This window comes from Bacillus gobiensis, from assembly GCF_001278705.1.
GTDB classification, from domain to species: domain Bacteria; phylum Bacillota; class Bacilli; order Bacillales; family Bacillaceae; genus Bacillus; species Bacillus gobiensis.
Genome location: NZ_CP012600.1, coordinates 3,701,058 through 3,722,886 on the forward strand (window position 1 = coordinate 3,701,058; position 21,829 = coordinate 3,722,886).

Genomic DNA, 21,829 nt, shown 5'->3' on the forward strand with positions numbered 1-21,829 from the left:
AGGGAGGTAAGCCCCTTGCTAGATGTGAACAATTTTGAGTATATGAACATCGGTCTCGCTTCACCTGATAAAATCCGCTCATGGTCATTTGGTGAAGTAAAAAAACCCGAAACAATAAACTATCGGACGTTAAAACCCGAAAAAGACGGTTTGTTCTGCGAACGAATTTTTGGTCCTACAAAAGACTGGGAATGTCATTGCGGCAAATACAAGCGGGTACGTTATAAAGGCGTTGTTTGTGACCGCTGCGGAGTGGAAGTTACACGTGCAAAAGTACGTCGTGAGAGAATGGGGCATATCGAATTGGCTGCCCCTGTCTCTCATATTTGGTACTTCAAAGGAATACCAAGCCGCATGGGCCTCGTGCTTGATATGTCTCCGCGCGCTTTGGAGGAAGTTATCTATTTTGCGTCTTACGTGGTGACAGACCCGGGCAATACGCCGCTTGAAAAGAAACAGCTTCTTTCTGAAAAAGAATTCCGTTCTTATTATGATAAGTACGGCAATAAATTTCATGCGTCAATGGGAGCTGAAGCTATTAACAAGCTTCTATCCGATATTGATTTAAATAAAGAAGTAGATACGCTGAAAGAAGAATTGAAAACATCCCAAGGTCAAAGGCGGACACGTGCCATTAAGCGCCTTGAGGTGTTGGAAGCCTTCCGTAATTCAGGAAATAAACCATCTTGGATGATCCTTGATGTGCTTCCTGTTATTCCTCCTGAGCTGCGCCCAATGGTTCAGCTTGACGGCGGACGGTTTGCGACTTCCGACTTAAATGACTTATACCGCCGCGTCATTAACCGTAACAACCGTTTAAAACGGTTGCTGGATCTTGGGGCTCCAAGCATTATCGTACAAAATGAAAAACGGATGCTTCAAGAAGCGGTTGACGCTTTAATCGATAACGGCCGCCGCGGCCGTCCTGTAACAGGACCTGGCAACAGGCCGCTTAAATCTCTTTCACATATGCTGAAAGGTAAACAAGGGCGCTTCCGTCAAAACCTATTAGGAAAACGCGTTGACTATTCAGGACGTTCGGTTATTGTTGTAGGGCCGAATCTGAAAATGTACCAATGCGGGCTGCCAAGGGAAATGGCGTTGGAGCTGTTTAAGCCTTTTGTTATGAAAGAGCTTGTTGAAAAAGGTTTAGCTCATAACATTAAAAGTGCAAAACGTAAAATTGAGCGCGTGCAGCCAGAGGTATGGGATGTGCTTGAGTCTGTTATTAAAGAGCATCCGGTTCTTCTTAACCGTGCACCGACACTTCACAGATTGGGAATTCAAGCATTTGAACCAACGCTTGTTGAAGGCCGGGCAATCCGTCTTCACCCATTGGTGTGTACAGCGTATAATGCGGACTTTGACGGCGACCAAATGGCTGTTCACGTTCCGTTATCTGCTGAAGCTCAAGCTGAGGCACGTATATTGATGCTTGCGGCACAAAACATCCTGAATCCTAAAGATGGTAAACCGGTTGTTACCCCTTCTCAAGATATGGTTCTCGGGAACTATTATCTCACCTTAGAGCGCAAGGGCGCGATCGGGGAAGGTATGGTCTTTAAGGATACAGATGAAGCGCTGCTTGCATACCAAAACGGCTACGTTCATTTGCATACGCGGGTAGCTGTAGCTGTAAATTCATTGAAAAACACAACATTTACCGAAGAACAACGTAAGAAATTGCTGGTAACAACTGTCGGGAAATTAATTTTCAATGAAATTTTACCGCCGTCATTCCCTTATATGAATGAGCCGACCAAAAGCAATATTGAAGAGAAGACACCTGATCGTTTCTTCGTTGATAATGGTGCGGATATAAAGGATGTAATTGAAAAGCAAGAAATCAATTCTCCATTCAAAAAAGGGATATTAGGTAAAATTATTGCCGAAATCTTTAAGAAGTTCCATATTACCGAAACATCTAAGATGCTTGATCGTATGAAAAATCTCGGTTTTAGGTATTCAACAAAAGCTGGTATTACGGTTGGTGTTTCTGATATCGTCGTCCTTGATGACAAACAGGCTATTCTTGAAGAAGCACAAGGAAAAGTAGACAATGTTCTTAAGCAATTCAGACGTGGATTAATCACGGAGGAAGAAAGATACGAACGTGTAATCAGCATCTGGAGCTCAGCAAAAGATGTGATTCAGAGCAAGTTGATGAAGTCATTAGACGAAGTCAACCCAATTTACATGATGAGTGATTCCGGAGCCCGTGGTAACGCCTCGAACTTTACCCAGCTTGCTGGTATGCGCGGTTTGATGGCCAACCCTTCTGGACGCATTATCGAACTTCCAATTAAATCGAGCTTCCGAGAAGGCTTAACAGTATTGGAATACTTTATCTCAACTCACGGCGCACGGAAAGGTCTTGCCGATACAGCTCTTAAAACGGCTGACTCTGGCTATTTGACAAGAAGGCTCGTTGATGTTGCCCAGGATGTTATCATCAGAGAAACAGACTGTGGTACAGATCGAGGAATTCTTGCAAAGGATCTTAAAGAAGGAACAGAAATTATTGAACGCCTTGATGAACGCTTGGTTGGACGATTTGCCCGCAAGACCGTCAAGCATCCTGAAACGGGCGCTGTGTTAATCGAAGAGAACGAACTGATCGATGAGGACAAAGCAATTGAAATTGTGGAAGCTGGCATTAATGAGGTTTGGATCCGTTCTGCGTTTACTTGTAATACTCCTCACGGGGTATGTAAACGATGCTACGGACGCAACCTTGCAACTGGCCAAGATGTAGAAGTAGGCGAAGCGGTTGGAATTATTGCTGCCCAATCGATCGGAGAGCCGGGAACGCAGCTTACCATGCGTACCTTCCACACCGGTGGAGTTGCGGGGGACGATATTACTCAAGGTTTGCCGCGTATTCAAGAGCTGTTTGAAGCAAGAAATCCGAAAGGCCAAGCGACAATTTCCGAAATCGACGGCGTCATTACTGAGGTTAATGATGTTCGGGATAAACAACAAGAGATTGTCATTCAAGGCGAGGTAGAATCTCGTTCATATACAGCACCTTACAACGCACGCCTTAAAGTAGTAGAAGGAGATCAAATTGTAAGAGGCCAAGTTCTTACTGAAGGATCGATTGATCCGAAAGAACTTTTAAAAGTAACAGATATTACGGCTGTACAAGAATATCTGCTTCATGAAGTACAAAAGGTTTACCGTATGCAGGGTGTTGAAATCGGCGATAAACACGTTGAGGTTATGGTACGTCAAATGCTTAAAAAAGTGCGTGTCATTGATGCTGGAGATACTGAAGTATTGCCAGGGACTCTTCTTGATATCCACCAGTTTACAGAAGCAAACAAAAAGGTGCTATTGGAAGGGAACCGTCCGGCAACCTGCCGTCCTGTGATCCTCGGTATTACAAAAGCATCGCTTGAAACGGATTCCTTCTTATCTGCTGCGTCCTTCCAAGAAACAACACGTGTTCTTACCGACGCTGCAATTAAAGGAAAACGCGACGAGCTGCTTGGATTGAAAGAAAACGTCATTATCGGTAAGCTTGTTCCTGCAGGTACAGGAATGCAAAATTACCGTAAAGTTAAACCAGTATCACATGTTCAGCCATCAGAGGATATGGTCCCGGTTGAATAAAAAATAGAAAATGAAGGATGTCACTAAAATATGTCATAGAATGTTGACATCCTTCTTTTTGAATGATACTATATCCAAGGTGTGAAAAACTAAACCTGTTACTTTGGAGGATATATTCGTGTCTTATGATAAAGTAATGCAGGCAGAAACGATTATTATAGGTACGAAGCAAACAGTAAAAGCTCTTAAACGAAATTCAGTCAAGGAAATAGTCGTAGCAGAAGATGCCGACCCTCATTTGACGGCTGGTGTGATCCAGCTTGCCAAAGAACGGGAAGTGGCAGTCTCTATGGTTGATTCCATGAAAAAGCTCGGCAAAGCTTGCGGAATAGAGGTTAGGGCAGCAGCTGTTGCCATTATTCAATAACGTACTTGTTTTTGCGTTATTTCTTTGTAATGCAAAGGCATTGTTTTTTACCTATTAATGAACCACCTGGGTATGTGGGTTATAAAAAGCAAGGAAGGGAGGAAACAATATCATGCCAACTATTAATCAATTAGTTCGCAAAGGTCGCGTAAGCAAGGTTGAAACTTCAAAATCACCTGCGCTTAACAAAGGATACAACAGTTTCAAAAAAGAAATGACAAACGTATCCTCACCACAAAAACGCGGGGTATGTACTCGTGTGGGTACAATGACACCGAAAAAACCAAACTCTGCACTTCGTAAGTATGCTCGTGTTCGTTTGTCTAACAACATCGAGGTTACAGCATACATCCCTGGAATTGGGCACAACCTTCAAGAACACAGTGTTGTCCTAATTCGCGGCGGACGTGTAAAGGATTTACCGGGAGTTCGTTACCACATCGTACGTGGTGCGCTTGATACTGCTGGAGTTGAAAATCGTATGCAAGGCCGTTCTAAATACGGTACAAAACGCCCTAAAGGCAAGTAATTTAAGAGAAATCAATAATCAATTTCTATGAAGGGAGGATATTCAGATGCCTCGTAAAGGTCCTGTAGCAAAAAGAGACGTGTTACCAGATCCAATTTACAATTCAAAGCTTGTTACACGCTTAATCAACAAAATGATGATTGATGGTAAAAGAGGAAAGTCTCAAACAATCCTATACAAATCATTCGACATCATTAAAGAACGTACTGGCAACGAAGCAATGGAGGTTTTCGAACAAGCATTGAAAAACATCATGCCTGTACTAGAAGTAAAAGCTCGCCGTGTCGGCGGTTCAAACTATCAAGTTCCTGTTGAGGTGCGTCCAGAGCGCCGTACAACTTTAGGTCTTCGTTGGTTAGTAAACTACGCTCGTCTTCGTGGTGAAAAAACTATGGAAGAGCGTTTAGCTAATGAAATTCTTGATGCAGCAAACAACACTGGTTCAGCAGTGAAAAAACGTGAAGATACTCATAAAATGGCGGAAGCAAATAAAGCATTTGCTCATTATCGCTGGTAATCTTCAATATACTAAAATAATTAATTTCCTAATAAGGAAGGAGAAGTTACCAAATGGCAAGAGAGTTCTCCTTAGAAAAAACACGTAATATCGGTATCATGGCTCACATTGATGCCGGTAAAACAACAACGACAGAGCGCATCTTGTTCTATACCGGCCGTATCCATAAAATTGGTGAAACTCATGAAGGAGCTTCACAAATGGACTGGATGGCACAGGAGCAAGAACGCGGTATTACAATTACATCCGCAGCAACAACTGCGTCTTGGAAAGGTTACCGCATTAACATCATCGATACACCGGGACACGTAGACTTCACAGTTGAAGTTGAACGTTCTCTCCGGGTACTTGATGGCGCTGTGGCAGTACTTGACGCGCAATCCGGTGTTGAGCCTCAAACAGAAACTGTTTGGCGCCAAGCAACAACATACGGAGTACCGCGTGTTGTATTTGTCAACAAAATGGATAAAATCGGTGCGGATTTCCTTTACTCTGTCGGTACGTTAAGAGACCGCCTTCAAGCTAACGCTCATGCGATTCAATTACCAATTGGCGCTGAAGATAACTTTGAAGGAATTATCGATCTTGTAGAGAACGTAGCTTATTTCTATGAGGATGATTTGGGTACACGCTCAGAAGCGAAAGAAATCCCTGACGAGTACAAAGAACTTGCAGAAGAGCATCGTGCGAACTTAGTAGAAGCAGTTGCTGAGCTTGATGAAGAGCTTATGGAGAAGTACCTTGAAGGTGAAGAGATCACAATTCCTGAACTAAAGGCTGCGATCCGTAAAGGAACTTGTAATGTTGAGTTCTATCCGGTTCTATGCGGCTCTGCGTTCAAAAATAAAGGAGTACAGTTGGTTCTTGACTCAGTTCTTGATTACCTTCCGGCTCCGATTGATGTACCACCAATTAAAGGGATTCTTCCAGATTCTGAAGAAGAAGTCGTTCGTGAATCTTCCGACGATGCTCCTTTCTCAGCTTTAGCGTTTAAAGTTATGACTGACCCTTACGTTGGTAAACTTACCTTCTTCCGTGTTTACTCAGGAACGCTTGATTCCGGTTCATACGTAAGAAACTCTTCTAAGGGTAAGCGTGAGCGTGTCGGCCGTATCCTTCAAATGCACGCAAACAGCCGTGAAGAAATTTCGACTGTTTATGCGGGGGATATTGCTGCAGCAGTTGGTCTAAAAGATACATCAACTGGCGATACTCTTTGTGACGAGAAAAGCTTGGTTATCTTGGAATCAATGGAATTCCCTGAGCCGGTTATCTCTGTTGCGATCGAACCAAAATCAAAAGCTGACCAAGACAAGATGTCTATCGCCCTTGGTAAGCTTGCTGAAGAAGATCCAACATTCCGTGCGCATACGGATCAAGAAACAGGTCAAACCATCATCGAAGGTATGGGTGAACTTCACCTTGACATTATCGTTGACCGTATGAAACGCGAATTCAAAGTAGAAGCTAACGTTGGTGCTCCACAGGTTGGATACCGCGAAACTTTCCGCTCTCCTGCTCAAGTAGAAGGAAAGTTCGTGCGTCAGTCTGGCGGACGCGGACAATTCGGACACGTTTGGATTGAATTTTCACCAAACGAAGAAGGAAAAGGCTTCGAATTTGAAAATGCAATCGTCGGTGGTGTCGTTCCTCGTGAGTACATCCCAGCGGTTCAAGCCGGACTTGAGGATTCATTGCAAAACGGTGTACTTGCCGGATATCCGCTAGTTGATATTAAAGCTAAGCTGTATGACGGCTCGTACCATGACGTTGACTCGAATGAAATGGCCTTTAAAATCGCGGCTTCTATGGCATTGAAAAATGCCGCTAAAAAATGTAGCCCGGTTATTCTTGAGCCAGTCATGAAGGTTGAAGTTGTTATCCCTGAAGAATACATGGGTGACATCATGGGTGATGTAACATCCCGTCGCGGACGTGTTGAAGGTATGGATGCCCGCGGTAACGCACAGATCGTTCGCGCGATGGTTCCACTATCAGAAATGTTCGGCTATGCAACATCACTTCGCTCTAACACACAAGGTCGCGGTGTATTCTCAATGCACTTTGATCACTATGAAGAAGTGCCAAAAAGCATCAGCGAAGAAATTATCAAAAAAAATCGCGGTGAATAATTGATTTTGCCGCTTCATTAAAGTATAACTACTAGTGTAAGATGAGAAAGTGAAACTTTTGCTTTCACTTTCTATCACTCTTTATACATTAAAAACAAGCTTTTAAGGAGGATTTTATAGAATGGCTAAAGAAAAATTCGACCGTTCCAAACAACATGCCAACATCGGCACAATTGGACACGTTGACCATGGTAAAACAACTTTAACTGCTGCTATCACAACAGTACTTCATAAGAAATCTGGTAAAGGTGCAGCAATGGCTTACGATCAAATTGATGGTGCTCCAGAAGAGCGTGAGCGCGGAATCACAATTTCAACTGCACACGTTGAGTATGAAACTGATACTCGCCACTATGCACACGTTGACTGCCCTGGACACGCTGACTATGTTAAAAACATGATCACTGGTGCGGCTCAAATGGACGGAGCAATCCTAGTTGTTTCTGCTGCTGATGGTCCAATGCCACAAACTCGTGAGCACATCCTTCTTTCTAAAAACGTTGGTGTTCCTTACATTGTTGTATTCTTAAACAAATGCGACATGGTTGATGACGAAGAACTACTTGAACTAGTTGAAATGGAAGTTCGTGATCTTCTTTCTGAATATGACTTCCCTGGAGATGACATTCCTGTAATTCAAGGTTCAGCTCTTAAAGCTCTTGAAGGAGATGCTGATTACGAGCAAAAAATCTTTGAACTAATGGATGCTGTTGATGAATACATCCCAACTCCAGAACGCGACACTGACAAGCCTTTCATGATGCCTGTTGAGGATGTTTTCTCAATCACTGGCCGTGGAACAGTTGCTACTGGCCGTGTTGAGCGCGGACAAGTTAAAGTCGGTGACGAAGTAGAAATCGTTGGTCTTGCTGAAGATAAGAAAAAGACTACAGTTACTGGTGTTGAAATGTTCCGTAAGCTTCTTGATTATGCTGAAGCTGGAGACAACATCGGTGCACTTCTTCGCGGTGTTGCCCGTGAAGATATCCAACGTGGTCAAGTACTTGCTAAACCAGGTACGATCACTCCGCACCACAAATTTAAAGCTGAAGTTTATGTTCTTTCTAAAGAAGAAGGTGGACGTCATACTCCATTCTTCTCAAACTACCGTCCTCAGTTCTACTTCCGTACAACTGATGTAACTGGTATCATTCAGCTTCCTGAAGGCGTAGAAATGGTTATGCCTGGAGACAACATCGAAATGGATGTTGAATTGATTTCAACTATCGCTATTGAAGATGGTACTCGCTTCTCTATCCGTGAAGGCGGACGTACTGTTGGATCTGGTGTTGTTACAACTATCGTTGAATAATCAATATATAAAAAAAGCGAGATCCTAATAGGGTCTCGCTTTTTTCTATTTGGTTCATCATCAATCATCGTCACCTGAAGCCAACCTTATCTTCCTCTTTCCAGCCCTCCCTTAATGACCAATAACCCCTGTTATGAGAATCCCGTATAAGGGATAAAATTAGAAAATGATTACTCTTGAAGTCGGCAGGGTTAATCTGTATAATGAAAAAAGTGTGCAAAGCACAGGAATTTTAATATTTTCTTGCATCATGCCTCGTATTTTTGTATAATAGTGCATGTTGGTCTTTGACTGCGATGAAGTGAGAGGTTGCTGACACACCAGGCCGCTTTGCCATGGCAAGGTGAGTGAGGTTTTCTCACGGAGAACTGTCTAACTTAAAGTAGGCGAAAAGGAGGGAAAATAATGGCAAAACAAAAAATTCGTATTCGTTTAAAAGCATATGATCATAGAATTCTTGATCAATCAGCTGAGAAAATTGTAGAAACGGCAAAACGTTCTGGTGCTAATGTATCAGGTCCGATTCCGTTGCCAACTGAAAAATCAGTTTACACGATTCTTCGTGCGGTTCATAAATACAAAGATTCTCGTGAACAATTCGAAATGCGTACACATAAGCGTCTAATCGACATCGTGAACCCGACTCCACAAACTGTCGATGCACTTATGCGTTTAGACCTGCCATCAGGTGTAGATATCGAAATTAAACTATAAGTTTATAGAATAAACCATTTAAATTAACAGGAGGTGTGACGAATGACCAAAGGAATCTTAGGAAGAAAAATTGGTATGACGCAAGTATTTGCTGAAAACGGTGATCTAATTCCAGTGACTGTAATTGAAGCGAACCCAAACGTCGTTCTTCAAAAGAAGGCAGCTGACAACGATGGCTACGAAGCGATCCAAATCGGTTTTGAAGACAAACGTGAAAAGCTTTCAAACAAACCTGAAAAAGGTCACGTTGCAAAAGCAGAAACTGCACCTAAGCGCTTCGTAAAAGAATTACGCGGTGTAGATGTGAATGCGTATGAAGTTGGTCAGGAAGTCAAAGTTGATGTTTTCTCTGCTGGAGAAATTGTAGATGTAACAGGAGTATCGAAAGGTAAAGGATTCCAAGGTGCAATTAAGCGCCACGGACAATCTCGCGGACCTATGACTCACGGTTCACGCTACCACCGTCGTCCAGGTTCAATGGGACCGGTTGATCCAAACCGTGTATTTAAAGGCAAAGCATTGCCAGGCCGCATGGGCGGAGAAAAAATTACTGTTCAAAATCTAGAGATTGTCAGAGTAGATGCTGAACGCAATGTTATTTTAGTAAAAGGGAATGTCCCTGGACCTAAAAAATCATTGGTAACTGTAAAAAGCGCAATTAAATCTAAATAATTCTCTTAGGAAAGGAGGAAAATGGTCATGCCAAAAGTAACATTATATAAACAAAACGGCTCTTCAAACGGAGACATCGAATTAAACGCATCTGTATTCGGAATCGAGCCGAATGAGAGTGTCGTATTCGATGCCATCCTTATGCAAAGAGCATCCTTACGCCAAGGATCACATAAAGTTAAAAATCGTTCTGAAGTACGTGGCGGAGGCCGCAAACCATGGCGCCAAAAAGGTACAGGACGTGCCCGTCAAGGTTCAATCCGTTCACCGCAATGGCGCGGAGGTGGAATTGTTTTTGGCCCAACACCACGCAGCTATTCTTATAAGCTACCTAAAAAAGTTCGCCGCTTGGCGATCAAATCAGTATTGTCTTCTAAAGTAACTGACAACAATCTAGTCGTTCTTGAAGATTTAACGCTTGAAGCTGTTAAAACGAAAGAAATGGCAACGATCCTTAAAGGTCTTTCTGTTGAGAAGAAAGCTTTAATCGTAACTGCTGATCATAACGAGACAGTTTCATTATCTGCTCGTAATATTCCTGGAGTTACTGTTGTCAATGTTGATGGTATCAGCGTATTAGACGTTGTAAACCATGAGAAGCTTCTGATTACGAAAGCAGCGGTTGAAAAAGTAGAGGAGGTGCTCGCGTAATGAAAGATCATCGTGATGTTCTTAAGCGCCCCGTTATTACTGAACGTTCTGCTGAATTAATGTCCGAAGAGAAGAAATATACGTTCGACGTAGATGTAAGAGCCAATAAAACCGAAGTGAAAGATGCGGTTGAGGCGATTTTCGGTGTGAAGGTTGAAAAAGTCAACATTATGAACTATAAAGGCAAGTTCAAGCGAGTTGGACGCTATACTGGTAAAACAAACCGTCGCAGAAAAGCGATTGTTAAACTTACTGAAGATAGCAAAGAAATCGAAATTTTTGAAGCCTAAATTATAAAAAGAAGGAGGGAAACTCAAAATGGCGATTAAAAAGTATAAACCGACCTCTAATGGACGTCGTGGGATGACAACTTCAGATTTTGCTGAAATCACAACTGATAAACCAGAAAAATCTTTGCTTTCTCCCCTTCATAAAAAAGGAGGACGCAACAACCAAGGAAAAATGACTGTACGTCACCAAGGTGGCGGACATAAGCGTCAATACCGTATCATTGACTTTAAGCGCGATAAAGATGGTATACCTGGACGCGTTGCTTCAGTAGAATACGATCCTAACCGCTCAGCAAATATTGCTCTAATCAGCTATGCAGATGGAGAAAAACGTTACATCTTGGCTCCGAAAGGAATCGAAGTTGGTACGGAAATTTCTTCTGGTGCAGAGTCTGATATCAAAGTAGGAAATGCACTTCCGCTCGTCAACATTCCTGTTGGTACAGTTGTGCACAACATTGAGTTGAAACCTGGAAAAGGCGGACAGCTTGTTCGTTCTGCAGGAACGTCTGCACAGGTTCTAGGTAAAGAAGGCAAATACGTACTCGTAAGACTTAATTCTGGTGAAGTTCGCATGATTCTTTCTGCTTGCCGTGCAACGGTTGGCCAAGTAGGAAACGAACAGCATGAACTAATCAACACTGGTAAAGCTGGACGTTCTCGCTGGAAAGGTGTTCGCCCGACAGTCCGCGGTTCTGTTATGAACCCTAACGATCACCCTCATGGCGGTGGTGAAGGACGTGCGCCTATCGGACGTAAATCACCAATGTCACCTTGGGGCAAACCGACACTTGGATTTAAAACTCGTAAGAAAAAGAGCAAGTCAGATAAATTTATTGTACGTCGCCGTAAAAAATAACGCGATTGTCTACGGTTCATTTCGGACCGTAGTGCAATCACGAAGGGAGGTTCCAAAATGGCTCGCAGCTTGAAAAAAGGACCATTTGTCGATGAACATTTAATGACGAAAGTCGAAAAGTTAAACGAAACGGATAAAAAGCAAGTGATTAAAACTTGGTCACGCCGTTCAACCATTTTCCCGCAATTTATCGGTCACACACTTGCTGTCTATGATGGACGCAAACATGTACCTGTCTTCATTTCAGAAGATATGGTAGGTCACAAGTTGGGTGAATTTGCACCAACTCGTACTTACAAAGGCCATGCTAGTGATGATAAAAAAACAAGACGCTAAGAGAGGAGGCAACCTAAATGGACGCTAAAGCTGTTGCAAAAACAGTACGCATTGCTCCTCGTAAAGCTCGTCTAGTAATGGACCTGATTCGAGGCAAGCAAGCAGGTGAAGCAGTATCAATTCTACGCCATACACCAAGAGCTGCTTCTCCGATTATTGAAAAAGTATTAAACTCTGCTATTGCCAATGCTGAGCACAACTATGAATTGGACGCAAACAACCTAGTTGTTACTGAAGCTTACGTAAATGAAGGCCCGACGTTGAAAAGATTCCGTCCGCGCGCTATGGGACGTGCAAGCCAAATCAACAAACGTACGAGTCATATTACAATCGTTGTATCAGAAAAGAAGGAGGGATAACTCGTGGGTCAAAAGGTAAATCCAGTCGGTCTTCGCATTGGAGTTATTCGTGATTGGGAATCTAAATGGTTCGCTGGTAAAGATTACGCTGACTTATTGCATGAAGACCTTAAAATCCGTGAATACATCAGCAAACGCCTAGCTGACGCTTCTGTTTCTAAAGTGGAAATTGAACGTGCTGCTAACCGTGTGAATATTACTGTTCATACAGCGAAGCCTGGTATGGTTATCGGTAAAGGTGGTTCGGAAGTTGAAGCACTTCGTAAAGCCCTTAACGAACTAACCGGGAAACGTGTACACATCAACATTCTTGAAATCAAAAAAGCTGATCTAGATGCTCAGCTTGTTGCAGATAACATCGCTCGTCAATTAGAAAACCGTATTTCTTTCCGCCGTGCGCAAAAGCAAGCGATCCAACGTACGATGCGTGCTGGAGCACAAGGAATTAAAACAATGGTTTCAGGTCGTCTTGGCGGTGCAGATATTGCCCGTTCTGAATATTACAGTGAAGGAACTGTTCCACTCCATACACTACGTGCGGACATCGATTACGCTACATGTGAAGCTGACACCACTTACGGTAAGCTTGGCGTTAAAGTATGGATCTATCGTGGAGAGGTACTTCCTGCTAAGAAGAACACTCAGGAAGGAGGAAAATAATCATGTTATTGCCTAAACGTGTGAAATACCGCAGAGAACACCGTGGAAAAATGCGCGGTCGTGCAAAAGGCGGAACTGAGGTAAACTTCGGTGAGTATGGTCTTCAAGCTCTAGAAGCATCTTGGATTACGAACCGTCAAATTGAAGCTGCTCGTATTGCCATGACTCGTTACATGAAACGTGGCGGTAAAGTTTGGATTAAAATTTTCCCTTCAAAACCATATACTGCAAAGCCACTTGAAGTTCGAATGGGTTCCGGTAAAGGTGCTCCTGAAGGATGGGTTGCTGTAGTAAAACCAGGTAAAATTTTATTTGAAATCGCGGGTGTATCTGAAGAAGTTGCTCGTGAAGCTTTACGTCTTGCTGCACACAAGCTTCCAATTAAGACTAAATTCGTAAAACGTGAAGAAATTGGTGGTGAATCAAATGAAAGCTAATGAAATTCGTGACCTAACCACTGCTGAAATTGAACAAAAAGTAAAATCTCTTAAAGAAGAGCTTTTCAACCTTCGCTTTCAACTTGCGACTGGACAGCTTGAAAATACAGCTCGCATCCGTGAAGTGCGCAAATCAATTGCGCGTATGAAAACCGTGATTCGCCAAAGAGAACTTGCTTCCAGCAAATAAGAAAAGATAGGAGGTTTCGTACCATGAGTGAACGTAACCAACGCAAGGTTTATCAAGGCCGTGTTGTTTCTGATAAAATGGATAAAACCATTACGGTTGTTGTAGAAACATACAAAAAGCATAAGCTTTACGGCAAGCGTGTTAAATACTCTAAAAAATTCAAAGCGCATGATGAAAATAATCAAGCTAAAATCGGTGACATCGTAAGAATCATGGAAACTCGTCCGTTATCTGCGACGAAACGTTTTCGTTTAGTTGAAGTTGTCGAAGAAGCTATTGTTATCTAATTAAAGTTCGGGATTTATTCCGAAGGGAGGTCGCAAAATGATTCAACAGGAGTCTCGTTTAAAAGTCGCTGACAACTCTGGTGCACGTGAAGTCTTAACGATTAAGGTTTTGGGTGGATCAGGCCGCAAAACAGCAAATATTGGTGATGTCATTGTTTGTACGGTTAAACAAGCAACACCAGGAGGCGTTGTCAAAAAAGGTGATGTGGTAAAAGCTGTTATCGTTCGGACGAAAAGCGGTGCACGCCGCAATGACGGTTCTTACATCACTTTTGATGAAAATGCTTGTGTCATTATTCGTGATGACAAAAGCCCGCGTGGTACTCGTATTTTCGGACCAGTAGCCCGTGAATTGCGTGAAAACAACTTTATGAAAATTGTTTCTCTAGCTCCAGAAGTTATTTAATGAATGAAATGCCTTGCTAAGGAGGTGCGATCAGAATGCATGTTAAAAAAGGCGATAAAGTAGTGGTTATTTCCGGTAAAGACAAGGGCAAAGAAGGAGTGATCCTTGCATCTTTTCCAAAGAAAGAGCGTGTTTTGGTTGAAGGTGTGAATATCGTTAAAAAGCACTCAAAACCGACACAAGCAAATCCACAAGGTGGAATCTTAAACCAAGAAGCACCTATCCATGTGTCCAACGTTATGCCGATTGATCCGAAATCAGGGAAAGGCACACGTGTTGGTTATAAAACGGAAGACGGAAAGAAAGTCCGTGTTGCTAAAAAATCGGGCCAAGTTCTAGATAAATAGTAATAAAGGAAGGGAGGTCTATCTCATGAACCGCCTTAAAGAAAAGTACAAAAAAGAAATTACACCTGGATTAATGACAAAGTTCAATTATGATTCTGTCATGCAAGTGCCGAAAATCGAAAAAATTGTAATTAATATGGGTATTGGCGATGCTGTACAAAACGCGAAAGCAATCGACACAGCAGTTGAAGAGCTTACGTTTATCGCTGGTCAAAAACCTGTTGTTACTCGTGCGAAGAAGTCAATCGCTGGATTCCGTCTTCGTGAAGGAATGCCGATCGGAGCGAAAGTAACTCTACGCGGAGAGCGCATGTATGATTTCCTTGATAAACTTATTGCTGTTTCTTTACCACGCGTACGTGATTTCCGCGGAGTCTCTAAAAAATCATTTGACGGTCGCGGAAACTACACATTGGGCATTAAAGAACAGTTGATTTTCCCTGAAATTGATTACGATAAAGTAACTAAGGTTCGCGGTATGGATATCGTTATTGTTACGACTGCAAATACAGACGAAGAAGCTCGTGAACTATTGACTCAAGTAGGTATGCCGTTCCAGAAATAAATAGGAAAGGGAGGCGAAATCATGGCTAAAAAGTCTATGATTGCGAAACAAAAACGAGAGCCTAAGTTTAAAGTTCAGGAATATACTCGCTGCGAACGCTGCGGTCGACCACATTCCGTTATTCGTAAGTTTAAACTTTGCCGTATTTGTTTCCGTGAACTTGCATATAAAGGACAAATTCCTGGCGTTAAAAAAGCCAGCTGGTAATCCCCGTAAACGGGAAGGAGGTTAATTAATAATGGTTATGACAGATCCGATTGCAGATATGCTGACTCGTATTCGCAACGCGAACATGGTACGTCATGAGAAGCTTGAAATCCCTGCTTCTAAACTTAAAAGAGAAATTGCTGAAATCTTAAAACGTGAAGGTTTCGTCCGTGACGTCGAATTCGTTGAAGACAGCAAGCAAGGAATCATCCGTGTTTTCTTGAAATACGGCCAAAACAACGAACGAGTTATCACTGGCTTAAAAAGAATCAGTAAGCCTGGTCTTCGTGTTTATGCAAAATCAACCGAAGTTCCTCGCGTTTTGAACGGTTTAGGGATTGCTATCATCTCAACTTCTCAAGGAGTTTTGACTGATAAAGAAGCCCGTGCGAAACAAGCCGGCGGAGAAGTACTAGCTTACGTTTGGTAATAAGTATAATAAGGATGGAGGTGTAAAATATGTCTCGTGTAGGAAGAAAGCTGCTTGAGATCCCTTCAGGTGTTACAGTAACGAACAATAACAACACTGTAACTGTGAAAGGTCCTAAAGGAGAATTAACCCGTACGTTTCACCCTGATATTGAAATTAAGATCGAGGACAATGTACTAACTGTAAACCGTCCTTCTGACCACAAAGAACACCGTGCTCTTCATGGTACAACAAGAAGCTTGCTCGGCAACATGGTAGAAGGTGTGAATAAAGGCTTTGAAAAAGGATTAGAATTAGTCGGTGTCGGTTACCGTGCTTCTAAATCAGGCAATAAGCTTGTTTTAAGCGTTGGATACTCTCATCCGGTTGAAATCGTCCCTGAACAAGGTATTGAAATTGAAGTGCCATCACAAACAAAAATCGTAGTAAAAGGAACGGACAAAGAACGTGTAGGTGCCACTGCTTCTAACATTCGCGCCGTCCGCTCCCCTGAGCCATACAAAGGCAAAGGAATTCGCTATGAGGGTGAAATGGTTCGCCGCAAAGAAGGTAAATCTGCTAAGTAACACCGCTTAAAGTGAAGAAAGGAGTGACCCTAATGATTACAAAAGCAAGCAAAAACGCTACTCGTCTAAAAAGACACGCTCGTGTTCGCTCAAAGATCTCAGGAACGGCTGAAAGACCGCGTCTGAATGTTTTCCGCTCTAACAAAAACATTTACGCACAAGTGATCGATGATGTAAACGGAGTTACATTGGCGAGTGCTTCTACTTTGGATAAAGAATTGAACGCTGACAACGGCGGAGATGTCTCTGCTGCTGCTAAAGTAGGCGAGCTCGTTGCAAAACGCGCAGCTGAAAAAGGCATTGCGAATGTTGTATTTGACCGTGGGGGTTATTTGTATCACGGACGTATCAAAGCCCTTGCTGACGCTGCTCGTGAAGCAGGTCTTGAATTTTAAGGAAAAAAGGAGGGACACATAAAAAATGAGTAAACTAATAGATCCAAACAAATTAGAGTTAGAAGAGCGCTTAGTAACCGTTAACCGTGTTGCGAAAGTTGTTAAAGGTGGTCGTCGTTTCCGTTTTGCTGCTCTAGTCGTTGTTGGTGACAAAAACGGCCATGTCGGATTTGGAACAGGTAAAGCACAAGAAGTACCTGAAGCGATCCGCAAAGCAGTAGAAGACGCGAAAAAGAATTTAATTGAAGTGCCTACAGTCGGAAGCACTATTCCACATGAAGTCATTGGACGTTTTGGCGCAGGAAACATTCTGCTTAAGCCTGCTTCAGAAGGTACTGGTGTTATTGCCGGAGGACCGGTTCGTGCCGTACTTGAACTTGCTGGAGTAGCTGATATTCTTTCTAAATCTCTTGGTTCAAATACACCGATCAACATGATCCGCGCAACTATTCAAGGCTTAAGCTCACTTAAGCGTGCAGAAGAAGTTGCAAAGCTACGTGGAAAATCAGTTGAAGAACTGTTAGGATAAGGAGGGAACGATTATGGCTAACAAATTAGAAATTACCCTCACTCGCAGTGTAATCGGCCGTCCTGAAGATCAACGTGTAACAGTTAGAACGCTTGGTTTAAAGAAAACAAACCAAACGGTTGTTCACGAAGATAACGCGGCGATTCGCGGTATGATTAATAAAGTATCACATTTAGTTTCTGTAAAAGAACAATAATTAACTTTTCAAGCTAAGGAGGTGTCACGATGAAACTTCATGAATTAAAACCATCAGAAGGCTCTCGTAAAACACGTAATCGTGTTGGACGCGGAATCGGCTCTGGCAATGGTAAGACATCAGGTAAAGGTCATAAAGGTCAAAACGCTCGTTCAGGCGGCGGCGTACGTCCGGGTTTTGAAGGTGGGCAAATGCCTTTGTTCCAGCGTCTTCCTAAGCGTGGATTTACAAACATTAACCGCAAGGATTACGCTGTAGTTAACCTTGAAAAACTGAACAGCTTTGCAGAAGGAACAGAAGTTACTCCTGAACTTCTTTTAGAAACTGGTACAGTAAGCAAATTAAGATCAGGAATAAAGATTCTTGGCAACGGTAAATTAGAGAAAAAATTAACTGTAAAAGCCAATAAATTCTCCTCTTCTGCTAAAGAAGCAATTGAGGCTGCTGGCGGTACAGCTGAGGTGATCTAACTTGTTTAAGACAATCTCCAACTTTATGCGTGTGCGTGATATCCGGAACAAAATCATTTTCACCCTTTTAATGCTAATCATCTTTCGAATCGGTGCGTTTATACCGGTTCCGAATGTTAATGCAGATGTTCTGCAGCAGCAGGATCAGATGAGCGTATTTGGTATTCTCAATACGTTTGGCGGCGGTGCTCTCTTCAATTTTTCCATTTTGGCAATGGGGATCATGCCCTATATTACAGCTTCGATCATCATTCAGCTCTTGCAAATGGATGTTGTTCCGAAGTTTACCGAATGGTCTAAGCAAGGTGAGGTTGGCCGCCGTAAATTAGCTCAGTTTACAAGGTACTTTACTATCGTCCTCGGATTTATCCAAGCATTGGGCATGTCATACGGGTTTAATAGTATGGCCGGTGGCATGTTAATTCAGAATCCGGGCATTGGTACGTATTTGGTTATTGCTGTCGTACTCACAGCCGGAACTGCTTTTTTAATGTGGTTAGGTGAACAAATCACTTCACACGGCGTTGGGAACGGAATCTCAATCATTATCTTTGCGGGCCTCGTTGCAGGAATCCCGCAGACGTTGAATCAGATTTACGCTCAACAGTTTACTGATGTTGGGGATCAGCTGTTTATGCGAATTTTAACATCAATCCTCATCGTGCTTGCTGTGTTAGCTGTTATTGTTGGAGTTATTTTTATTCAACAGGCAGTGAGGAAAATCGCCATTCAGTACGCAAAAGGGTCTGGCCGCACGCCTCAAGCTGGAGGACAGTCTACCCATCTTCCGCTTAAGGTGAATCCTGCGGGGGTAATCCCGGTTATTTTTGCTGTGTCATTTATCTATACACCGCCTCTAATTGCCGGTTTCTTCGGCTCAAATGCTGTAACAGACTGGATTCAAAATACGTTTAATTACTCACAGCCTGTCGGAATGATTATTTACGTAGCCTTGATTATTGCTTTCACTTATTTTTATGCGTTTGTTCAGGTTAATCCAGAGCAGATGGCTGAGAATCTGCAGAAACAAGGCGGTTATATACCAGGGGTTCGACCTGGGAAGATGACGCAGGAGAAAATAACGAGTATATTGTATCGACTTACGTTTGTTGGTGCGATATTCCTGTCAGTAATTTCGATTCTTCCTATTATCTTCATCCAAGTTGCCGGTCTGCCCCAAAATGCACAGATTGGCGGAACAAGCTTGCTAATCGTCGTGGGAGTTGCCCTTGAGACGATGAAACAGCTTGAAAGTCAGCTTGTTAAAAGGAATTATCGCGGATTTATGAAAGGCTAGAGGCGATGGGGCATCCCATTCCTCTAAAACAAGAGAAAGTGTGGGGAAACGGAAATGAACTTAGTCTTAATGGGGCTGCCGGGAGCCGGTAAAGGCACCCAGGCTGAACGAATTGTAGAAGATTACGGCATCCCTCACATCTCGACTGGCGACATGTTTCGTGCTGCGATGAAAGAAGAAACAGCTCTGGGTCTCAAAGCGAAGTCCTTTATAGATAAAGGTGAACTTGTCCCCGATGAGGTGACAATAGGTATCGTCGAAGAGAGACTTGGAAAGAATGATTGCAGCAATGGATTCCTGTTAGACGGATTTCCAAGGACCGTCGCTCAGGCAGGTGCTCTTGAAGACATTTTAGCTAAGCAAGATAAGTCAATTGATTATGTGATAAACATCAACGTTGATAAAGATATATTGATGGAACGGCTGACAGGCCGCAGGATTTGCAAGAATTGCGGCGCCACTTATCATTTGGTTTTTAATCCTCCTTCAAAAGAAGGGGTATGCGATAAGTGCGGTGGAGAACTTTATCAACGGGAAGATGATAACGAAAAAACGGTTTCCAACAGGTTGGAAGTCAATGTAAAGCAGACAAAGCCGCTGCTTGAGTTTTATTCTGATAAAGGCTATCTCGTCGATATTGACGGCCAAAAGAACATCAATGAAGTATATGGAGATATCAAGGATTTGCTTGGGAGCTTAAACAAATGATTATCTGTAAAACGCCCCGCGAATTGGAAATTATGCGAAGGGCCGGTCAAATCGTTGCGTTAACACATCAGGAATTAAAGCAGCATATTAAGCCGGGTGTAACAACGAAAAGGTTAGACCAGATTGCAGATCGTTTCATTAGGCAGCATGAGGCAATCCCATCTTTTAAAGGTTATAACGGATTTCCTGGCAGCATTTGCATTTCGGTAAATGAAGAATTGGTACATGGCATTCCAGGAAGCCGTGTGCTTCATGATGGTGATATTGTCAGTATTGACATTGGCGCTAAATACAATGGATATCACGGTGACTCTGCTTGGACATATCCAGTTGGAACGATCTCAGAAGAAGATCAAAATCTTTTGGATGTAACAGAGGAATCTTTATATAGAGGCTTACAGGAAGCGAAACCGGGCAACCGTTTATCTGATCTTTCCCATGCGATACAAAGCTATGCGGAGGGAGAAGGATTTTCCATCGTCAGAGAATATGTCGGTCACGGAGTAGGTCAGGAATTGCATGAAGATCCGCAAATTCCCCACTATGGCCCTCCTGGCAAAGGACCGCGATTAAAGCCGGGTATGGTACTTGCCGTTGAGCCAATGGTGAACGCCGGCAGCCGGTATGTAAAAACGCTGGCTGATAACTGGACGGTCATTACGGTAGATGGAAAGCGTTGCGCTCACTTTGAGCACACAATCGCGATTACTGACTCGGGTTTTGATATACTGACAAAAGCCTAGTGGAGTCGAATGAAAGCAAAACTTCGCTTGATGAGAGGTTTAACCTGACTCAATCTGTAAGAAAAGCAGGATGTTGTTGTAGGCAGGCATATATGATGATTCACGTATCCTAATTACAAACGGAGAGACGTAAATCTCATTCTCCTAAGAAGAAATATCAATCATGTAACCTTTACGACCCGCGTATCTCCGGAAGTTCAGAACAGTATATACGAAACAGGGCATGTGACAAATTGGATTTGTCAGAAAGCAAGTTACTGATTTGAAGAAGGGAGACACTTGAATGGCGAAAGACGATGTAATTGAAGTGGAAGGCACTGTTATAGAAACTCTGCCAAATGCGATGTTTAAAGTTGAACTTGAGAATGGTCATTCTGTTTTGGCTCATGTATCTGGTAAAATTCGCATGCACTTCATTCGCATTTTACCTGGAGACAAAGTTACGGTAGAATTATCTCCATATGACTTAACCCGTGGCAGAATTACGTACCGTTACAAATAAAGCACTCCGGACACTGAAGGAGGTTGGAAACACATGAAAGTGAGACCATCTGTTAAACCGATCTGTGAAAAATGTAAAGTTATTCGCAGAAAAGGCAAAGTAATGGTGATCTGTGAAAACCCAAAACATAAACAAAAACAAGGATAAATTTAAGGAGGTGCCAAAAGCATGGCTCGTATTGCTGGAATAGATATCCCGCGCGACAAGCGTATCGTTGTTTCTTTGACTTATATTTTTGGAATCGGAAGCTCAACTGCAAGCAAGGTTCTTAAAGAAGCGGGAGTATCTGAAGATACACGCGTCCGTGATTTGACCGAGGAAGAACTAGGAAAAATCCGTGACAGCATTGACAAATTAAAAGTTGAGGGTGACCTTCGCCGTGAAGTATCTCTTAACATTAAACGTCTGATTGAAATCGGAAGCTACCGAGGAATTCGTCATCGCCGTGGCTTGCCTGTTCGCGGACAAAACACAAAAAACAACGCACGTACCCGCAAAGGTCCGCGTCGTACTGTAGCTAACAAGAAAAAATAACGTAAGG

33 protein-coding genes are annotated in these 21,829 nt (G+C 42.8%); all 33 read left to right on the forward strand.

What is annotated here, in order from left to right; translation table 11 throughout:
- The first annotated feature begins 15 nt into the window (after positions 1–15).
- A complete protein-coding gene (rpoC, locus tag AM592_RS18580) occupies positions 16–3,615 on the forward strand; it encodes a DNA-directed RNA polymerase subunit beta' (protein ID WP_053605165.1) in 3,600 nt (1,199 codons plus the stop codon).
- A gap of 118 nt (positions 3,616–3,733) precedes the next feature.
- The gene (locus AM592_RS18585) at positions 3,734–3,982 is read left to right on the forward strand and encodes a 50S ribosomal protein L7ae-like protein (RefSeq protein ID WP_053605166.1); all 249 of its coding nucleotides are present in this window, start codon (positions 3,734–3,736) and stop codon (positions 3,980–3,982) included.
- Positions 3,983–4,094: 112 nt separating this feature from the next.
- Positions 4,095–4,511 (forward strand): 30S ribosomal protein S12, encoded by a 417-nt coding sequence (rpsL, locus tag AM592_RS18590; RefSeq protein WP_053605167.1) that lies wholly within the window; start codon positions 4,095–4,097, stop codon positions 4,509–4,511.
- 46 nt (positions 4,512–4,557) lie between these two features.
- Positions 4,558–5,028, forward strand: a complete 471-nt coding sequence (gene rpsG, locus AM592_RS18595; protein WP_053605168.1) for a 30S ribosomal protein S7 — start codon at positions 4,558–4,560, stop codon at positions 5,026–5,028.
- A gap of 53 nt (positions 5,029–5,081) precedes the next feature.
- Complete coding sequence (fusA, locus tag AM592_RS18600) at positions 5,082–7,160, forward strand: elongation factor G (protein WP_053605169.1); 2,079 nt, start codon at positions 5,082–5,084, stop codon at positions 7,158–7,160.
- 121 nt (positions 7,161–7,281) lie between these two features.
- Positions 7,282–8,472 carry an elongation factor Tu gene (tuf, locus tag AM592_RS18605; RefSeq protein ID WP_053605170.1) on the forward strand — a complete coding sequence of 397 codons (1,191 nt, stop codon included), beginning with the start codon at positions 7,282–7,284 and terminating at the stop codon, positions 8,470–8,472.
- Positions 8,473–8,877: 405 nt separating this feature from the next.
- A complete protein-coding gene (gene rpsJ / locus AM592_RS18610) occupies positions 8,878–9,186 on the forward strand; it encodes a 30S ribosomal protein S10 (protein ID WP_053605171.1) in 309 nt (102 codons plus the stop codon).
- A gap of 42 nt (positions 9,187–9,228) precedes the next feature.
- A complete protein-coding gene (gene rplC, locus AM592_RS18615; RefSeq protein WP_053605172.1) occupies positions 9,229–9,858 on the forward strand; it encodes a 50S ribosomal protein L3 in 630 nt (209 codons plus the stop codon).
- A gap of 27 nt (positions 9,859–9,885) precedes the next feature.
- Positions 9,886–10,509 carry a 50S ribosomal protein L4 gene (gene rplD / locus AM592_RS18620; RefSeq protein WP_053605173.1) on the forward strand — a complete coding sequence of 208 codons (624 nt, stop codon included), beginning with the start codon at positions 9,886–9,888 and terminating at the stop codon, positions 10,507–10,509.
- The gene (gene rplW / locus AM592_RS18625; RefSeq protein WP_053605174.1) at positions 10,509–10,799 is read left to right on the forward strand and encodes a 50S ribosomal protein L23; all 291 of its coding nucleotides are present in this window, start codon (positions 10,509–10,511) and stop codon (positions 10,797–10,799) included. The genes rplD and rplW overlap by 1 nt, the downstream gene beginning before the upstream one ends.
- Before the next feature lie 28 nt (positions 10,800–10,827).
- Entirely contained in the window at positions 10,828–11,658 is an 831-nt protein-coding gene (gene rplB, locus AM592_RS18630) for a 50S ribosomal protein L2 (protein ID WP_053605175.1), read from the forward strand.
- A 57-nt stretch (positions 11,659–11,715) separates the two neighbouring features.
- Positions 11,716–11,994 carry a 30S ribosomal protein S19 gene (gene rpsS, locus AM592_RS18635; protein ID WP_053605176.1) on the forward strand — a complete coding sequence of 93 codons (279 nt, stop codon included), beginning with the start codon at positions 11,716–11,718 and terminating at the stop codon, positions 11,992–11,994.
- A gap of 17 nt (positions 11,995–12,011) precedes the next feature.
- The gene (gene rplV / locus AM592_RS18640) at positions 12,012–12,353 is read left to right on the forward strand and encodes a 50S ribosomal protein L22 (RefSeq protein ID WP_053605177.1); all 342 of its coding nucleotides are present in this window, start codon (positions 12,012–12,014) and stop codon (positions 12,351–12,353) included.
- Between the two features lie 3 nt (positions 12,354–12,356).
- Entirely contained in the window at positions 12,357–13,013 is a 657-nt protein-coding gene (gene rpsC / locus AM592_RS18645; RefSeq protein ID WP_053605178.1) for a 30S ribosomal protein S3, read from the forward strand.
- A 2-nt stretch (positions 13,014–13,015) separates the two neighbouring features.
- Positions 13,016–13,450: a 50S ribosomal protein L16 gene (gene rplP / locus AM592_RS18650; protein ID WP_053605179.1), complete on the forward strand. Its 435-nt coding sequence runs from the start codon at positions 13,016–13,018 to the stop codon at positions 13,448–13,450.
- Complete coding sequence (rpmC, locus tag AM592_RS18655) at positions 13,440–13,640, forward strand: 50S ribosomal protein L29 (protein ID WP_053605180.1); 201 nt, start codon at positions 13,440–13,442, stop codon at positions 13,638–13,640. Before rplP ends, rpmC begins: the two co-directional genes overlap by 11 nt.
- A gap of 23 nt (positions 13,641–13,663) precedes the next feature.
- On the forward strand, positions 13,664–13,927 hold the full coding sequence (rpsQ, locus tag AM592_RS18660; RefSeq protein WP_053605181.1) for a 30S ribosomal protein S17: 264 nt from the start codon (positions 13,664–13,666) through the stop codon (positions 13,925–13,927).
- Between the two features lie 37 nt (positions 13,928–13,964).
- Positions 13,965–14,333, forward strand: coding sequence for a 50S ribosomal protein L14 (gene rplN, locus AM592_RS18665; protein ID WP_053605182.1), 369 nt, complete (start codon positions 13,965–13,967; stop codon positions 14,331–14,333).
- 35 nt (positions 14,334–14,368) lie between these two features.
- A complete protein-coding gene (gene rplX / locus AM592_RS18670) occupies positions 14,369–14,680 on the forward strand; it encodes a 50S ribosomal protein L24 (protein ID WP_053605183.1) in 312 nt (103 codons plus the stop codon).
- Positions 14,681–14,705: 25 nt separating this feature from the next.
- Positions 14,706–15,245 (forward strand): 50S ribosomal protein L5, encoded by a 540-nt coding sequence (gene rplE / locus AM592_RS18675; protein ID WP_053605184.1) that lies wholly within the window; start codon positions 14,706–14,708, stop codon positions 15,243–15,245.
- Between the two features lie 21 nt (positions 15,246–15,266).
- Positions 15,267–15,452, forward strand: a complete 186-nt coding sequence (rpsN, locus tag AM592_RS18680) for a 30S ribosomal protein S14 (protein WP_053605185.1) — start codon at positions 15,267–15,269, stop codon at positions 15,450–15,452.
- Between the two features lie 31 nt (positions 15,453–15,483).
- A complete protein-coding gene (gene rpsH / locus AM592_RS18685; protein ID WP_053605186.1) occupies positions 15,484–15,882 on the forward strand; it encodes a 30S ribosomal protein S8 in 399 nt (132 codons plus the stop codon).
- Between the two features lie 29 nt (positions 15,883–15,911).
- On the forward strand, positions 15,912–16,448 hold the full coding sequence (rplF, locus tag AM592_RS18690) for a 50S ribosomal protein L6 (RefSeq protein ID WP_053605187.1): 537 nt from the start codon (positions 15,912–15,914) through the stop codon (positions 16,446–16,448).
- Positions 16,449–16,480: 32 nt separating this feature from the next.
- On the forward strand, positions 16,481–16,843 hold the full coding sequence (gene rplR / locus AM592_RS18695) for a 50S ribosomal protein L18 (protein ID WP_053605188.1): 363 nt from the start codon (positions 16,481–16,483) through the stop codon (positions 16,841–16,843).
- 25 nt (positions 16,844–16,868) lie between these two features.
- Positions 16,869–17,372 (forward strand): 30S ribosomal protein S5, encoded by a 504-nt coding sequence (rpsE, locus tag AM592_RS18700; protein ID WP_053605189.1) that lies wholly within the window; start codon positions 16,869–16,871, stop codon positions 17,370–17,372.
- A gap of 13 nt (positions 17,373–17,385) precedes the next feature.
- Positions 17,386–17,568, forward strand: a complete 183-nt coding sequence (rpmD, locus tag AM592_RS18705; RefSeq protein ID WP_053605190.1) for a 50S ribosomal protein L30 — start codon at positions 17,386–17,388, stop codon at positions 17,566–17,568.
- A 29-nt stretch (positions 17,569–17,597) separates the two neighbouring features.
- The gene (gene rplO / locus AM592_RS18710) at positions 17,598–18,038 is read left to right on the forward strand and encodes a 50S ribosomal protein L15 (RefSeq protein WP_053605191.1); all 441 of its coding nucleotides are present in this window, start codon (positions 17,598–17,600) and stop codon (positions 18,036–18,038) included.
- Position 18,039: 1 nt separating this feature from the next.
- Positions 18,040–19,335 carry a preprotein translocase subunit SecY gene (secY, locus tag AM592_RS18715; RefSeq protein ID WP_053605192.1) on the forward strand — a complete coding sequence of 432 codons (1,296 nt, stop codon included), beginning with the start codon at positions 18,040–18,042 and terminating at the stop codon, positions 19,333–19,335.
- A 54-nt stretch (positions 19,336–19,389) separates the two neighbouring features.
- Positions 19,390–20,043: an adenylate kinase gene (locus AM592_RS18720; RefSeq protein ID WP_053605193.1), complete on the forward strand. Its 654-nt coding sequence runs from the start codon at positions 19,390–19,392 to the stop codon at positions 20,041–20,043.
- Positions 20,040–20,786, forward strand: a complete 747-nt coding sequence (map, locus tag AM592_RS18725) for a type I methionyl aminopeptidase (RefSeq protein WP_053605194.1) — start codon at positions 20,040–20,042, stop codon at positions 20,784–20,786. Before AM592_RS18720 ends, map begins: the two co-directional genes overlap by 4 nt.
- Positions 20,787–21,069: 283 nt before the next feature.
- Positions 21,070–21,288, forward strand: coding sequence for a translation initiation factor IF-1 (infA, locus tag AM592_RS18730; protein WP_053605195.1), 219 nt, complete (start codon positions 21,070–21,072; stop codon positions 21,286–21,288).
- Between the two features lie 33 nt (positions 21,289–21,321).
- On the forward strand, positions 21,322–21,435 hold the full coding sequence (gene rpmJ / locus AM592_RS18735) for a 50S ribosomal protein L36 (RefSeq protein WP_003156543.1): 114 nt from the start codon (positions 21,322–21,324) through the stop codon (positions 21,433–21,435).
- A gap of 21 nt (positions 21,436–21,456) precedes the next feature.
- Entirely contained in the window at positions 21,457–21,822 is a 366-nt protein-coding gene (rpsM, locus tag AM592_RS18740) for a 30S ribosomal protein S13 (RefSeq protein WP_053605196.1), read from the forward strand.
- Positions 21,823–21,829: the final 7 nt, after the last annotated feature.